This is a genomic window from Streptomyces sp. ID05-39B, from assembly GCF_033794725.1.
GTDB classification, from domain to species: Bacteria; Actinomycetota; Actinomycetes; order Streptomycetales; family Streptomycetaceae; genus Streptomyces; species Streptomyces bobili.
In genome coordinates this window covers 61,934-75,042 of the sequence record NZ_JARGEF010000011.1, presented here as the reverse complement: position 1 = coordinate 75,042, position 13,109 = coordinate 61,934, and the positions used below count along the sequence as shown (strand labels likewise).

Genomic DNA, 13,109 nt, shown 5'->3' with positions numbered 1-13,109 from the left:
CGTCCCGATACTGGTTGTATCGGGATGATCCCGACAACGCGGCGAGCGTGCGTGCCAGGCGTCGCCCGGCAGGCGGGACTTTCGAAACACGCCCTAGGCGCCCGTCGGGTCCACCGTCGCCTGGTGGGCCTGCGCCAGGTGCTCCTGCGCCTTCAGCCAGGGCAGGAACTGCGCCCCCTGGCGCCAGCCGCACGTGTCGCAGCTGATCGTGCGCTGGAGTCCGGCCCGCTGGACCCGCACGACGTGCTCGCGCCCGTGCTGGTCCCACCGGCTCACCTTGCTCGCGTTGATCTCCAACATGCTGCCTCCAGGCCGCGCCGGCCCAGGACCGGACCGACGCAGCAAGGAGTGTGCAGCATGACCGACCTCAACGGGGAACCCACCCCTGTGAATTGCCCGACCCGCCCTGGGGGATCCAGGTGATCGTCCGAGAGGTGCGATCGGCCCGGCCGGACCGGGAGCGGACCCCCGACCAGGAGAAACCGAGGACTGGCGGGCACATCCGCGGATGAGTGTGCGCGGTGCGGGAACTCGGTCTGCCGGAGAGTGGGGCCGATTCCGAGGAGTGAGGGTCATGACCGAGACCGAGACCGAGACCGGGCGGAAGTCGAACTCGACGCAGGATCTCCCACAGCCGCTGCGCGCGGCGGCCTCGGTACTGAGCAAGGTGCCCGAGGCGGTGAGCAGGGTGCCCGAGGCTGTGAGCAAGGTGCCCGAGGCTGTGAGCAAGGTGCCCGGCGCCGGCACGGTCGGCCGGGCCGCCGAGGGCGCGCTCGACAAGGTCGGCGCGGTGTCCCCGCGCGGACGACGGCTCGCCGTCTACACCGGTGCGGGAGTGCTCGGCGTCGCGGGGGTCGTGGAGTGGCCGGTCGCCGTCGCCGGTGCGGCAGTGGCCTGGCTGACCCAGCCCCGGCCGCATCAGCGGACGGAAGCCGGGGCGGAGCACGGCACAGCGCGGCGTACGGACGGCGGTGCTGCCGCGGGTGATGCGGGTGACGCCTCCGCGACGCCGCCCACGCCGAAGGTGCTCGCCACCGCACCCGCCAGGCCGTCGGCGGCCGAGCGGGCGGCACAGGGCACGCCGGCGGAACGTACGGCGGCACCGGCCACCCCCTCCGACAGGCTGCCCTCGCACCATGCGGCGGCGCCGCAGCGGGCCGGACGAGGCGCTGAGGGCCAGTGATGGCCACAGGACTCCTCACCCGCCCGACGGCGGCGGCCGCCGGCCTGGTCATGGCCGGCCCGCGCCTGCTCGCCCGCGGCACGGCCCCGGCGGTGGGCGCCGCCGCGGGCGCGGTCGCGGGCACGGCCAGGGCCGGAGTGCGGGCCGCGGATTCGGCGGTGCGCCTGGCCAGAGCCACCCGCGCCGCCCTCCCGGGCACCTCCGCCCACTGGCGCGCCGGCACCCGCGTCCACCTGGCCCTCCGGGAGGCCGGCCCGCGGGAACCGGGCCGGCCGGACGCCGAGGCCACGCCGCAGATGTCCACCCCGCACACGCCCACCCAGCACCCCCTCGGACGCCGCGCCCGTCACCTGGCCGCCGCCCTCGCCGAGCACCCGGACGTCGCCCTCGCCTACTGGGACAGCGGGCTGGCCCGGCTGGTCGTGGTGGCCGTCGAGGCGTCCGTGAGCGACAGTGTCGTCGAGCGGGCGGAGGCGCTCGCCGAGCGGCACGGACTGGTCCCGGCCGGGGACGACGTGGAGGACCTCGGGCACCCCGGTGACCCCGCCTCCGTGCGGACCGCCGCCGAGACGCTCGCCGCCGACACGGTGGGGGCCGTGGCCGCGCTGGTGGGGTCCGCGATGCGGCTGCCGGCGTCGCCGCGGCTGGTGACCGCCGTGGTCACGCTGCTGCGCGAGAACCCGCGCTTCCGGTCCTGGCTGCGGGCCCGCCTCGGCAACGCCCGCATGGAGGTCCTGCTCGCCGTGGCCAACGCGGCCGTGCACGGCGCCGGACATTCCCCGACCTCGCTGGTGCTCGACGGCGCGCTGCGCGTCGGCCAGCTCGCCGAGGCGGTGGCGCGGACGGCCGCCTTCGAGACCGTGCACGACGACCTGTGCGCGCCCGACCGGCACAGCGTGCCCGCGGATCCGTCCGCACGACCGCCGCTGCGCACCTCCCCGGCCCAGGAGTACGCCGCCCACGCCTCGGCCGGCAGTGTCCTCGGCGCGATGGCGGCGCTGCTGGTCAAGCACGACGTCGCGGAGTCGGCGGAGGCGGTCCTCGCCGGTTCGCCGAAGGCGGCGCGCTACGGGCCCGCCGCCTTCCACGCCGTCCTGAGCGGCGCCCTGTCCCGCGAGGGCGTGCTGGTGCGCGACCCGGAGCGGCTGCGGCAGCTGGAAATGGCCGGGACGGTCGTCCTGCATCCCAGCGCACTCAGGAAGCCCGGCGCGGGCGCCGACCCCTGGACCGAACCCGTCCTGGACGCGGCCCGCCGGGCCGGCCTGCGCGTCGTGGTCGTCGACGATCCGGCACTGGCCGACTTCACCGGCCTGGCCGACCAGGTCGTGGGCGCCGACCGCCCGTTGAGCGAGGTCGTCGACAGCCTGCGCGGCGAGGGCGGGGGCGGGGTCGTCACCGTCGCCCGGTCCCGCGCGCACGGCGACGCGGACGTCACCGCCGGACTCCTGCGCGGTGACGTGGCGCTCGCCCTCACCGACGAGGACGGCCAGGTGGTGTGGGGCGCGGACGTGCTCGCCCGGCGCGGCCTGGCGGACGTGTGGCGGCTGCTGACCGCCGTACCGGCCGCCCGCCGCGTCGGCGGCCGGTCGCAGACCCTGGCCCGGTCCGGCGCCGCGCTGTCCGGCCTCCTCGTGGCCGTCGGCGAGTCCCGCGGGCGCCCGGGTTCCCCGCTGCCCGGCCTGCGGCACGCACCCGTCGACGCGGCCGCCGCGGCGGCCGCGTCGACGGGTGCGTGCCGCAGGCCGGGCAGCGGGGAACCCGGGCGCCCGCGGGACTCGCCGACGGCCACGAGGAGGCCGGACAGCGCGGCGCCGGACCGGGCCAGGGTCTGCGACCGGCCGCCGACGCGGCGGGCGGCCGGTACGGCGGTCAGCAGCCGCCACACGTCCGCCAGGCCGCGCCGGGCGAGCACGTCCGCGCCCCACACCACCTGGCCGTCCTCGTCGGTGAGGGCGAGCGCCACGTCACCGCGCAGGAGTCCGGCGGTGACGTCCGCGTCGCCGTGCGCGCGGGACCGGGCGACGGTGACGACCCCGCCCCCGCCCTCGCCGCGCAGGCTGTCGACGACCTCGCTCAACGGGCGGTCGGCGCCCACGACCTGGTCGGCCAGGCCGGTGAAGTCGGCCAGTGCCGGATCGTCGACGACCACGACGCGCAGGCCGGCCCGGCGGGCCGCGTCCAGGACGGGTTCGGTCCAGGGGTCGGCGCCCGCGCCGGGCTTCCTGAGTGCGCTGGGATGCAGGACGACCGTCCCGGCCATTTCCAGCTGCCGCAGCCGCTCCGGGTCGCGCACCAGCACGCCCTCGCGGGACAGGGCGCCGCTCAGGACGGCGTGGAAGGCGGCGGGCCCGTAGCGCGCCGCCTTCGGCGAACCGGCGAGGACCGCCTCCGCCGACTCCGCGACGTCGTGCTTGACCAGCAGCGCCGCCATCGCGCCGAGGACACTGCCGGCCGAGGCGTGGGCGGCGTACTCCTGGGCCGGGGAGGTGCGCAGCGGCGGTCGTGCGGACGGATCCGCGGGCACGCTGTGCCGGTCGGGCGCGCACAGGTCGTCGTGCACGGTCTCGAAGGCGGCCGTCCGCGCCACCGCCTCGGCGAGCTGGCCGACGCGCAGCGCGCCGTCGAGCACCAGCGAGGTCGGGGAATGTCCGGCGCCGTGCACGGCCGCGTTGGCCACGGCGAGCAGGACCTCCATGCGGGCGTTGCCGAGGCGGGCCCGCAGCCAGGACCGGAAGCGCGGGTTCTCGCGCAGCAGCGTGACCACGGCGGTCACCAGCCGCGGCGACGCCGGCAGCCGCATCGCGGACCCCACCAGCGCGGCCACGGCCCCCACCGTGTCGGCGGCGAGCGTCTCGGCGGCGGTCCGCACGGAGGCGGGGTCACCGGGGTGCCCGAGGTCCTCCACGTCGTCCCCGGCCGGGACCAGTCCGTGCCGCTCGGCGAGCGCCTCCGCCCGCTCGACGACACTGTCGCTCACGGACGCCTCGACGGCCACCACGACCAGCCGGGCCAGCCCGCTGTCCCAGTAGGCGAGGGCGACGTCCGGGTGCTCGGCGAGGGCGGCGGCCAGGTGACGGGCGCGGCGTCCGAGGGGGTGCTGGGTGGGCGTGTGCGGGGTGGACATCTGCGGCGTGGCCTCGGCGTCCGGCCGGCCCGGTTCCCGCGGGCCGGCCTCCCGGAGGGCCAGGTGGACGCGGGTGCCGGCGCGCCAGTGGGCGGAGGTGCCCGGGAGGGCGGCGCGGGTGGCTCTGGCCAGGCGCACCGCCGAATCCGCGGCCCGCACTCCGGCCCTGGCCGTGCCCGCGACCGCGCCCGCGGCGGCGCCCACCGCCGGGGCCGTGCCGCGGGCGAGCAGGCGCGGGCCGGCCATGACCAGGCCGGCGGCCGCCGCCGTCGGGCGGGTGAGGAGTCCTGTGGCCATCACTGGCCCTCAGCGCCTCGTCCGGCCCGCTGCGGCGCCGCCGCATGGTGCGAGGGCAGCCTGTCGGAGGGGGTGGCCGGTGCCGCCGTACGTTCCGCCGGCGTGCCCTGTGCCGCCCGCTCGGCCGCCGACGGCCTGGCGGGTGCGGTGGCGAGCACCTTCGGCGTGGGCGGCGTCGCGGAGGCGTCACCCGCATCACCCGCGGCAGCACCGCCGTCCGTACGCCGCGCTGTGCCGTGCTCCGCCCCGGCTTCCGTCCGCTGATGCGGCCGGGGCTGGGTCAGCCAGGCCACTGCCGCACCGGCGACGGCGACCGGCCACTCCACGACCCCCGCGACGCCGAGCACTCCCGCACCGGTGTAGACGGCGAGCCGTCGTCCGCGCGGGGACACCGCGCCGACCTTGTCGAGCGCGCCCTCGGCGGCCCGGCCGACCGTGCCGGCGCCGGGCACCTTGCTCACAGCCTCGGGCACCTTGCTCACAGCCTCGGGCACCCTGCTCACCGCCTCGGGCACCTTGCTCAGTACCGAGGCCGCCGCGCGCAGCGGCTGTGGGAGATCCTGCGTCGAGTTCGACTTCCGCCCGGTCTCGGTCTCGGTCTCGGTCATGACCCTCACTCCTCGGAATCGGCCCCACTCTCCGGCAGACCGAGTTCCCGCACCGCGCACACTCATCCGCGGATGTGCCCGCCAGTCCTCGGTTTCTCCTGGTCGGGGGTCCGCTCCCGGTCCGGCCGGGCCGATCGCACCTCTCGGACGATCACCTGGATCCCCCAGGGCGGGTCGGGCAATTCACAGGGGTGGGTTCCCCGTTGAGGTCGGTCATGCTGCACACTCCTTGCTGCGTCGGTCCGGTCCTGGGCCGGCGCGGCCTGGAGGCAGCATGTTGGAGATCAACGCGAGCAAGGTGAGCCGGTGGGACCAGCACGGGCGCGAGCACGTCGTGCGGGTCCAGCGGGCCGGACTCCAGCGCACGATCAGCTGCGACACGTGCGGCTGGCGCCAGGGGGCGCAGTTCCTGCCCTGGCTGAAGGCGCAGGAGCACCTGGCGCAGGCCCACCAGGCGACGGTGGACCCGACGGGCGCCTAGGGCGTGTTTCGAAAGTCCCGCCTGCCGGGCGACGCCTGGCACGCACGCTCGCCGCGTTGTCGGGATCATCCCGATACAACCAGTATCGGGACGACCCTCCGCCTTGCGATCGCACGCACCAGACGCCGCCCGGCCTGCCCTTCGGGCAGACGACGCTACTTTCGAAACACGCCCTAGACCTGCTTCACGGCGGCGACGAAGCAGCTCCGGGCCGCCGCGTCGAAGACGAGCGCACCCCGCGTGGGGTCCTTGCTGTCCCGGACGGGGAACGACATGCCCCACGAGCCAGGTGCCCTCCTCCATGACTCCGCCAAGACAGGATCGGCGAGTACCAGGACCGGTCCGGCCCGTACGCGATGCTGCGGCCGGCGGCGGAAGGGAACGGCCGGCCGACCCCACCGCGCTGCGCCCGGCCACCGCCCAGGAGAGGCTGAGCGCCGGCGTCCACGCGGCGCATCAGCGCGCCCGCACCGACGTGCACGTGCCGTTCCTCGTCGGCGTCAGCGCCCCGCGCCCGCCCGCGCCGGCTCCCGGCTGCGCCGACTGCCTGCACCTGGCGACCCGACGGGCCCAGGCACGCGCCACGCGCGACCACAGCGCGGAGACGGACGCCAACGTGCTGCTGAGCGGGTACCGGCGGCAAGGCCACCGGCCCTGACATGCGGACCGCGCACACACAGCGGAAGGCCGGCGGGAGACGTGACGTCTCCCGCCGGCCTTCCTCAGCCTCGCGCCCTGCCCGGTGGAGCGTTACGCGCCGATCAGGCGGGCGGCCAGGTAGCCCTCGATCTGGTCGAGGGACACGCGCTCCTGCTTCATCGAGTCACGCTCGCGCACGGTCACCGCGTTGTCGTCCAGGGTGTCGAAGTCGACCGTGACGCAGTACGGCGTACCGATCTCGTCCTGGCGGCGGTAGCGGCGGCCGATCGCGCCGGCGTCGTCGAAGTCGATGTTCCAGTTCTGCCGCAGCGCCTGGGCGAGGCCCTTGGCCTTGGGTGACAGCTCCGGGTTGCGGGACAGCGGAAGGACGGCGACCTTCACCGGGGCGAGCCGGTGGTCGAGGCGCAGGACCGTGCGCTTCTCCAGCTTGCCCTTGGCGTTGGGCGCCTCGTCCTCGAAGTACGCGTCGAGCAGGAACGCCAGCATCGCGCGGCCGACACCGGCCGCGGGCTCGATGACGTACGGCGTGTAGCGCTCGCCGGCCTCCTGGTCGAAGTAGGAGAGGTCCTGGCCGGAGGCCTTGGAGTGGGCGGAGAGGTCGAAGTCGGTGCGGTTGGCCACACCCTCCAGCTCGCCCCACTCGTTGCCGCCGAACTGGAAGCGGTACTCGATGTCAGCGGTGCGCTTGGAGTAGTGGGAGAGCTTCTCCTTGGGGTGGTCGTACCACCGCATGTTCTCCTCGCGCAGGCCGAGACCGGTGTACCAGTTCCAGCGCTGCTCCATCCAGTACTCCTGCCACGTCTCGTCCTCGCCCGGCTTGACGAAGAACTCCATCTCCATCTGCTCGAACTCGCGGGTGCGGAAGATGAAGTTGCCGGGCGTGATCTCGTTGCGGAAGGACTTGCCCATCTGGGCGATACCGAACGGCGGCTTGCGGCGCGAAGTAGTCTGTACCTGGGCGAAGTTGGTGAAGATACCCTGGGCGGTCTCGGGGCGCAGGTAGGCGATGGAGCCGGTGTCCTGCGTCGGGCCGAGGTGGGTGGAGAGCAGACCCGAGAACTGCTTGGGCTCGGTGAACTGGCCCTTGTTGCCGCAGAAGGGGCAGTTCACATCGGCCAGGCCGTTCTCCGGCGGGCGGTTGTGCTTGGCCTCGTAGGCCTCTTCCAAGTGGTCCGCGCGGAACCGCTTGTGGCAGGAGGTGCACTCGGTGAGCGGGTCGGAGAAGGTGGCGACGTGGCCGGACGCGACCCAGACCTCGGGGGCCAGGATGACGGACGAGTCGATACCGACCACGTCCTCGCGCGACGTCACCATGTAGCGCCACCACTGGCGCTTCAGGTTCTCCTTGAGCTCGACACCCAGCGGTCCGTAGTCCCAGGCGGCCTTCTGGCCACCGTAGATCTCACTACAAGGGAATACGAAGCCACGGCGCTTGCTCAGGCTGACGATGGTGTCGATCTTGTCGGCGGCCACGGTGCTCTCTTCATAACGACGACGGGCGACGAAGCGAGATGCTTCCAGCGAATTGACTCAGGGTACCGGCGAGGCCTCCCCCTCAACCAAATCGGTGCCCGCCCACGGCCCCTCCGAGACCGCCGGGTGCCCTTACCCAGTCCTTACCTCAGTCCTTACCCCCGGCTTTGTTGACAACGGTTTCCATATTTGTTGAAAATGACTGTCATGAACGTACGACGACACCACATATCCGGGGCAGCCATCGCGGCCGTCACCGCCCTCGGCCTCGGGACCCTCTCCGCCTGCTCGACCGACAGCGCGGCCGCCGGCGGCACGGACAAGTTCGACGTCGTCGCGTCGTTCTACCCGATGGCCTACCTCGCCGAGCAGATCGGCGGCGACCACGTGAGCGTCACCAGCCTCACCGAGCCCGGCCAGGAACCGCACGACCTGGAGATCAGCGCCCAGCAGCGCACCCAGCTGGAGAAGTCCGACGCGGCCCTCTACCTCAAGGGCCTGCAGCCCTCCGTCGACGAGGCCGTCACCCAGTCCGGGATCAAGACGAAGATCGACGCCGCGACCCTCACCACGCTGGAGGAGCACGGCACCGAGGTCGGCGGCCACGCGGCCGAGCACGAGGACGAACACGCGGCCGAGGACGAGCACGGGCACGAGGAAGAGGGCGGCAAGGACCCCCACATCTGGCTCGACCCGGTGAAGTACGCCGAGGTCGCCGAGGGCGTCGGCAAGGCCTTCGAGAAGGCCGACCCGGACCACGCGGCCGACTACAGGAAGAACACCGCCGACCTGGTCGCCAAGCTCGGCGCCCTCGACACCGAGTTCAAGAACGGCCTGGCCGGCACCAAGACCAAGGTCTTCATCACCACGCACGCCGCCTTCGGCTACCTCGCCGAGCGCTACGGCCTGACCGAGGAGGCCATCAGCGGCCTCGACCCCGAGTCGGAGCCCAGCGCCGCGCGCGTCAAGGAACTTGAGAAGATGGCCAAGGCCGACGGCGTCACCACCGTGTTCTACGAGACGCTCGTCAGCGACAAGACCGCCAAGACCATCGCCGGTGACGCGAACCTCAGGACGGACGTCCTCGACCCCATCGAGGGCATCACGAAGAAGTCCCGCGGCACCGACTACATCGCGGTCCAGAAGGCGAACCTCAAGGCCCTGCAGACGGCCCTGGGAACCACATGAGCTTCACGGAGGGCGTGATGGACACCAAGAGCGAGACCGTCATATCCGAGACTGTCATATCGCTGCGCGGTGTCCGCGCCGAGCTGGGCTCACGCCCCGTCCTGCGCGGCATCGACCTCACCGTGCACCGCGGTGAGGTCGTCGCCCTGCTCGGCGCCAACGGCTCCGGCAAGTCGACCGCCGTACGCGGCATCATCGGCCAGGTGCCCCTCAGCGCCGGGCGGATCGAGCTGTTCGGCACCGACCGGCGGCACTTCAAGGACTGGGGGCGCCTCGGCTACGTACCGCAGCGCACCACGGCCGCGGGCGGCGTCCCCGCCACCGTCACCGAGGTCGTCTCCGCCGGGCGGCTGTCCCGGGCCCGCTTCGGCGTCCTGCGCAAGGCCGACCACCAGGCCGTACGCCGTGCGCTGGAGCTGGTCCGCATGGCCGACCGCGCCAAGGAATCCGTCGACGCCCTCTCCGGCGGCCAGCACCAGCGGGTGCTGATCGCCCGCGCCCTCGCCGCCGAACCCGAGCTGCTGATCATGGACGAGCCCATGGCGGGCGTCGACCTGGCCAGCCAGGAGGTGCTGGCCGAGACCCTGCGCGAGCAGGTCGCCCAGGGCACCACCGTCCTGCTCGTCCTGCACGAACTGGGCCCCCTGGAGCCCCTCATCGACCGGGCGGTCGTCCTGCGCGACGGCTGCGTCACGCACGACGGCCCGCCGCCGCGCGCCGTCGGCCAGCACGCGCTGCCCGGCCACGACCACGTACACCCGCACGCTCCGGCGGGCGCCGAACCGATCCGCACGGGACTGCTGAGCTGATGGACATCCTCGACTACGCCTTCATGCAGCGGGCGCTGCTCGCCGCCGTCCTGGTCGGCATCACCGCGCCCGCCGTCGGCATCTACCTCGTCCAGCGCCGCCAGGCCCTCATGGGCGACGGCATCGGGCACGTCGCGATGACCGGCGTCGGCCTCGGCTTCCTGCTGTCCTGGTCCCCGGTCTGGATGGCCACCGCCGTCTCCGTCCTCGGCGCCGTCCTCATGGAACTGATCCGCTGGTACGGCAGGACCCGCGGCGACATCGCCCTCGCCATGCTCTTCTACGGCGGCATGGCCGGCGGCGTGATGTTCATCAACCTCGCGCCGACCGGCTCCAACGCCAACCTGACCTCGTACCTCTTCGGCTCGCTGTCGACGGTGTCCGAGTCGGACGTCTCCGCGATCTGCATCCTCGCGGCCTTCGTAATCCTCGTCACCGTCGGACTGCGCCGGCAACTGTTCGCCGTCAGCCAGGACGAGGAGTTCGCTCGGGTCACCGGGCTCCCGGTGCGCGCCCTGAACCTGCTGACGGCGATCACCGCGGCGGTCACCGTGACCGTCGCCATGCGCGTGGTCGGCCTGCTGCTGGTGTCGGCGCTGATGGTGGTGCCGGTGGCCGCGGCCCAGCAGCTCAGCCGCAGCTTCGCGGCGACCTTCGCCATCTCCGTCGCGATCGGCGTCAGCGTGACCATCGGCGGCACGGTCACGTCGTACTACCAGGACGTTCCGCCCGGCGCGACGATCGTGCTGCTGACCATCGGCGCGTTCGTCCTGCTGACCGCACTGGCCACCCCGCTGGCCCGGCGCCGCGCCCGCGCGGCAGCCGCCGCGCAACCCGTCGGAGATCCGGCGGAGTGCTCGATTCCGGCCACCCGCGGAACCGGTGACTGAGACGGCGTCTGACCACGCCCGGTCCGGACTGGCACAATGGCCCGGCAAAGCGCAGACGTGAGGAGGAAACGGTGACCACCGCTGGATCGCCCGTGAAGGGCCGAGCCACCCGGCAGCGTGCCGCCGTGGCCGCGGCGCTCGACGAGGTCGACGAGTTCCGCAGCGCTCAGGATCTCCACGACATGCTCAAGCACAAGGGCGACTCCGTCGGGCTGACCACGGTCTACCGCACCCTGCAGACCCTCGCCGACGCCGGCGAGGTCGACGTGCTGCGCACCTCCGACGGCGAGTCCGTCTACCGCCGCTGCTCCACCGGCGAACACCACCACCACCTCGTCTGCCGCGCCTGCGGCAAGGCGGTCGAGGTCGAGGGCCCGGCCGTCGAGAAGTGGGCGGAGGCCATCGCCGCGGAACACGGGTTCGTGAACGTGGCGCACACGGTGGAGATCTTCGGCACCTGCTCCGACTGCGCGACTGCCTCCGGCGGCTGAGCGGGGTCTCGTGCGGGTGGGTCGCCGGGACTGCCTGGGGGCTCCGCCCCCAGACCCCCGTTCATGCGGGACGGGCTCGGGACGGGCTGTACTACTCCTGACTACTCCTGCCTGCCCTCCATGGCCAGCAGCTCCTCGTTGGGGATCGCACCGCCGAAGCGGCGGTCCCGGGAGGCGAACTCCAGGCAGGCCCGCCACAGGTCGCGGCGGTCGAAGTCCGGCCACAGGACGTCCTGGAAGACCATCTCCGCGTAGGCGCTCTGCCACAGCAGGTAGTTGGACGTGCGCTGCTCGCCGCTCGGGCGCAGGAACAGGTCCACGTCCGGCATGTCCGGGTAGTACATGTACTTCTGCAGCGTCTTCTCGTTGACCTTCGACGGGTCGAGACGGCCGGCCTTCACGTCCTCCGCGAGAGCCATCGCCGCGTCGGCGATCTCCGCGCGCCCGCCGTAGTTCATGCAGAAGTACAGGGTGAGACGGTTGTTGTCCTTCGTCTGCTCCTGGGCGATCTGCAGCTCCTTGGCGACCGACTTCCACAGCTTGGGCATACGGCCCACCCAGCGCACCCGGATGCCCAGCTCGTCGAGCTGGTCGCGGGTCTTGCGGATGAAGTCGCGGTTGAAGTTCATCAGGAAGCGCACCTCGTCGGGCGAGCGCTTCCAGTTCTCGGTGGAGAAGGCGTACAGGGAGATGTTCCGCACACCGATCTCCAGGCCGCCCTGGAGGACGTCCAGCACCCGCTCGGCGCCCACCTTGTGGCCCTCGGTGCGGGGCAGGCCCCGCTCCTTCGCCCAGCGGCCGTTGCCGTCCATGACGATCGCCACATGCTCGGGGACCAGCTCGCCGGGGAGCTTCGGCGCGCGGGCGCCGGACGGGTGCGGCTCCGGCGCCTTGTACTCCCGACGCTGTCGCCCCAAGAACCCGCGTACGACCATGTGCTTCTCGTCTCCTCGTGTGTTTCGGCTTGTTTCTGCTTCTCGGCTACTTCTCGACGTACCGCAGGGAGCGCAGCCCGCGCTCCAGGTGCCAGTGCAGGTAGGCGGACACCAGCCCGCTGCCCTCCCGGACGTGCCGCGCCTCGCAGGCGTCCGCCGTCTCCCAGTCTCCCGTGAGCAGCGCGCCCAGCAGGACCAGGGCCTCCGGCGAGGGTACGACGCTGCCGGGCACCCGGCAGTCCGCGCAGACGGAACCGCCGGAGGCGACGGAGAAGAACCGGTTCGGGCCGGGCATGCCGCACTTCGCGCAGTCACCGAAGCTGGGCGCGTAGCCGTTGACGGCGAGGGAGCGCAGCAGGAAGGCGTCCAGCACCAGGTGGGGGGCGTGCTCGCCGCGGGCGAGGGTGCGCAGGGCGCCGACGAGCAGCAGGTACTGCTGCACGGCCGGTTCGCCCTCGTGGTCGGTGAACCGCTCGGCGGTCTCCAGCATGGCCGTGCCGGCGGTGTAACGGGCGTAGTCGGTGACGATGCCACCGCCGTACGGCGCGATGGTCTCGCTCTGCGTGCACAGCGGCAGCCCGCGCCCGATCAGCTCGCTCCCCCGCGCGAAGAACTGCACGTCCACATGCGAGAACGGCTCCAGCCGGGCCCCGAACTTCGACTTGGTCCGCCGCACCCCACGAGCCACGGCCCGCACCCGGCCATGACCGCGGGTGAGGAGCGTGATGATCCGGTCCGCCTCGCCCAGCTTCTGGGTGCGCAGCACGATGCCGTCGTCACGGAACAGACTCATGCCGCCATTCTCGCCTACGCGGGGAGGGCGGCGGGCACGAACCTTCGCTCGCAACCGTGCGGCCGGACGGGGCGTCCGTGATCAAGGAGGGGGCTCCGGAGACCACCGGGGTTCTCTGACCCAGTCACCGACGGACGGAGAGAACCATCCCAGGCTCGACGAACCGCCGTACCCTGC

Annotated in this window: 13 protein-coding genes and 2 pseudogenes; 8 read left to right on the top strand and 7 right to left on the bottom strand. The window is 73.0% G+C overall.

Going from position 1 to position 13,109, the window contains the following annotated elements; genetic code table 11:
• Positions 1-93: 93 nt before the first annotated feature.
• Entirely contained in the window at positions 94-300 is a 207-nt protein-coding gene (locus P1P75_RS05055) for a hypothetical protein (RefSeq protein WP_319252189.1), read from the bottom strand.
• 274 nt (positions 301-574) lie between these two features.
• On the opposite strand from P1P75_RS05055, the gene P1P75_RS05050 reads away from it, so the two are divergent.
• Complete coding sequence (locus P1P75_RS05050; protein ID WP_319252190.1) at positions 575-1,183, top strand: hypothetical protein; 609 nt, start codon at positions 575-577, stop codon at positions 1,181-1,183.
• Positions 1,183-2,895: pseudogene (locus P1P75_RS05045) on the top strand (cation-translocating P-type ATPase); the annotation flags it as partial. The gene P1P75_RS05050 and the pseudogene P1P75_RS05045, both read left to right, overlap by 1 nt.
• Here P1P75_RS05045 and P1P75_RS05040 read toward each other — a convergent pair.
• Both P1P75_RS05040 and P1P75_RS05035 read right to left on the bottom strand, forming a co-directional pair.
• Positions 2,892-4,604, bottom strand: a pseudogene (locus P1P75_RS05040) (cation-translocating P-type ATPase); the annotation flags it as partial. The pseudogenes P1P75_RS05045 and P1P75_RS05040 overlap by 4 nt on opposite strands.
• The gene (locus P1P75_RS05035) at positions 4,604-5,212 is read right to left on the bottom strand and encodes a hypothetical protein (RefSeq protein ID WP_319252190.1); all 609 of its coding nucleotides are present in this window, start codon (positions 5,210-5,212) and stop codon (positions 4,604-4,606) included. The pseudogene P1P75_RS05040 and the gene P1P75_RS05035, both read right to left, overlap by 1 nt.
• A gap of 274 nt (positions 5,213-5,486) precedes the next feature.
• Here P1P75_RS05035 and P1P75_RS05030 point away from each other — a divergent pair, with 274 nt between their 5' ends.
• Entirely contained in the window at positions 5,487-5,693 is a 207-nt protein-coding gene (locus P1P75_RS05030; RefSeq protein ID WP_319252189.1) for a hypothetical protein, read from the top strand.
• A 173-nt stretch (positions 5,694-5,866) separates the two neighbouring features.
• Here the strand turns inward: P1P75_RS05030 and P1P75_RS05025 are convergent, their stop codons facing one another.
• Positions 5,867-5,968 (bottom strand): DUF397 domain-containing protein, encoded by a 102-nt coding sequence (locus tag P1P75_RS05025; protein WP_319252188.1) that lies wholly within the window; start codon positions 5,966-5,968, stop codon positions 5,867-5,869.
• Between the two features lie 26 nt (positions 5,969-5,994).
• On the opposite strand from P1P75_RS05025, the gene P1P75_RS05020 reads away from it, so the two are divergent.
• Positions 5,995-6,351 carry a hypothetical protein gene (locus P1P75_RS05020; protein WP_319252187.1) on the top strand — a complete coding sequence of 119 codons (357 nt, stop codon included), beginning with the start codon at positions 5,995-5,997 and terminating at the stop codon, positions 6,349-6,351.
• A 92-nt stretch (positions 6,352-6,443) separates the two neighbouring features.
• On the opposite strand, the gene P1P75_RS05015 is transcribed toward P1P75_RS05020, so the two are convergent.
• The gene (locus P1P75_RS05015) at positions 6,444-7,826 is read right to left on the bottom strand and encodes a glycine--tRNA ligase (protein WP_319252186.1); all 1,383 of its coding nucleotides are present in this window, start codon (positions 7,824-7,826) and stop codon (positions 6,444-6,446) included.
• A gap of 207 nt (positions 7,827-8,033) precedes the next feature.
• Here P1P75_RS05015 and P1P75_RS05010 point away from each other — a divergent pair, with 207 nt between their 5' ends.
• The 4 genes from P1P75_RS05010 to P1P75_RS04995 all read left to right on the top strand — a co-directional run bounded on the left by P1P75_RS05010 (position 8,034) and on the right by P1P75_RS04995 (position 11,204).
• Complete coding sequence (locus P1P75_RS05010; protein WP_319252185.1) at positions 8,034-9,014, top strand: metal ABC transporter substrate-binding protein; 981 nt, start codon at positions 8,034-8,036, stop codon at positions 9,012-9,014.
• The gene (locus P1P75_RS05005) at positions 9,011-9,823 is read left to right on the top strand and encodes a metal ABC transporter ATP-binding protein (RefSeq protein WP_319252184.1); all 813 of its coding nucleotides are present in this window, start codon (positions 9,011-9,013) and stop codon (positions 9,821-9,823) included. The genes P1P75_RS05010 and P1P75_RS05005 overlap by 4 nt, the downstream gene beginning before the upstream one ends.
• Complete coding sequence (locus P1P75_RS05000) at positions 9,823-10,713, top strand: metal ABC transporter permease (RefSeq protein ID WP_319252183.1); 891 nt, start codon at positions 9,823-9,825, stop codon at positions 10,711-10,713. The genes P1P75_RS05005 and P1P75_RS05000 overlap by 1 nt, the downstream gene beginning before the upstream one ends.
• Before the next feature lie 71 nt (positions 10,714-10,784).
• Complete coding sequence (locus tag P1P75_RS04995) at positions 10,785-11,204, top strand: transcriptional repressor (RefSeq protein WP_319252182.1); 420 nt, start codon at positions 10,785-10,787, stop codon at positions 11,202-11,204.
• Positions 11,205-11,305: 101 nt separating this feature from the next.
• On the opposite strand, the gene P1P75_RS04990 is transcribed toward P1P75_RS04995, so the two are convergent.
• Both P1P75_RS04990 and recO read right to left on the bottom strand, forming a co-directional pair.
• Complete coding sequence (locus P1P75_RS04990) at positions 11,306-12,139, bottom strand: isoprenyl transferase (RefSeq protein ID WP_319252181.1); 834 nt, start codon at positions 12,137-12,139, stop codon at positions 11,306-11,308.
• Between the two features lie 46 nt (positions 12,140-12,185).
• Positions 12,186-12,932, bottom strand: coding sequence for a DNA repair protein RecO (recO, locus tag P1P75_RS04985; protein ID WP_086768616.1), 747 nt, complete (start codon positions 12,930-12,932; stop codon positions 12,186-12,188).
• Between the last annotated feature and the right edge of the window lie 177 nt (positions 12,933-13,109).

Coding starts and splice junctions, on each gene's coding strand:
- P1P75_RS05055 (WP_319252189.1), bottom strand. CDS start 300: ATGTTGGAGATCAACGCGAGCAAGGTGAGCCGGTGGGACCAGCACGGG.
- P1P75_RS05050 (WP_319252190.1), top strand. CDS start 575: ATGACCGAGACCGAGACCGAGACCGGGCGGAAGTCGAACTCGACGCAG.
- P1P75_RS05035 (WP_319252190.1), bottom strand. CDS start 5,212: ATGACCGAGACCGAGACCGAGACCGGGCGGAAGTCGAACTCGACGCAG.
- P1P75_RS05030 (WP_319252189.1), top strand. CDS start 5,487: ATGTTGGAGATCAACGCGAGCAAGGTGAGCCGGTGGGACCAGCACGGG.
- P1P75_RS05025 (WP_319252188.1), bottom strand. CDS start 5,968: ATGTCGTTCCCCGTCCGGGACAGCAAGGACCCCACGCGGGGTGCGCTC.
- P1P75_RS05020 (WP_319252187.1), top strand. CDS start 5,995: ATGACTCCGCCAAGACAGGATCGGCGAGTACCAGGACCGGTCCGGCCC.
- P1P75_RS05010 (WP_319252185.1), top strand. CDS start 8,034: ATGAACGTACGACGACACCACATATCCGGGGCAGCCATCGCGGCCGTC.
- P1P75_RS05005 (WP_319252184.1), top strand. CDS start 9,011: ATGAGCTTCACGGAGGGCGTGATGGACACCAAGAGCGAGACCGTCATA.
- P1P75_RS05000 (WP_319252183.1), top strand. CDS start 9,823: ATGGACATCCTCGACTACGCCTTCATGCAGCGGGCGCTGCTCGCCGCC.
- P1P75_RS04990 (WP_319252181.1), bottom strand. CDS start 12,139: ATGGTCGTACGCGGGTTCTTGGGGCGACAGCGTCGGGAGTACAAGGCG.
- recO (WP_086768616.1), bottom strand. CDS start 12,932: ATGAGTCTGTTCCGTGACGACGGCATCGTGCTGCGCACCCAGAAGCTG.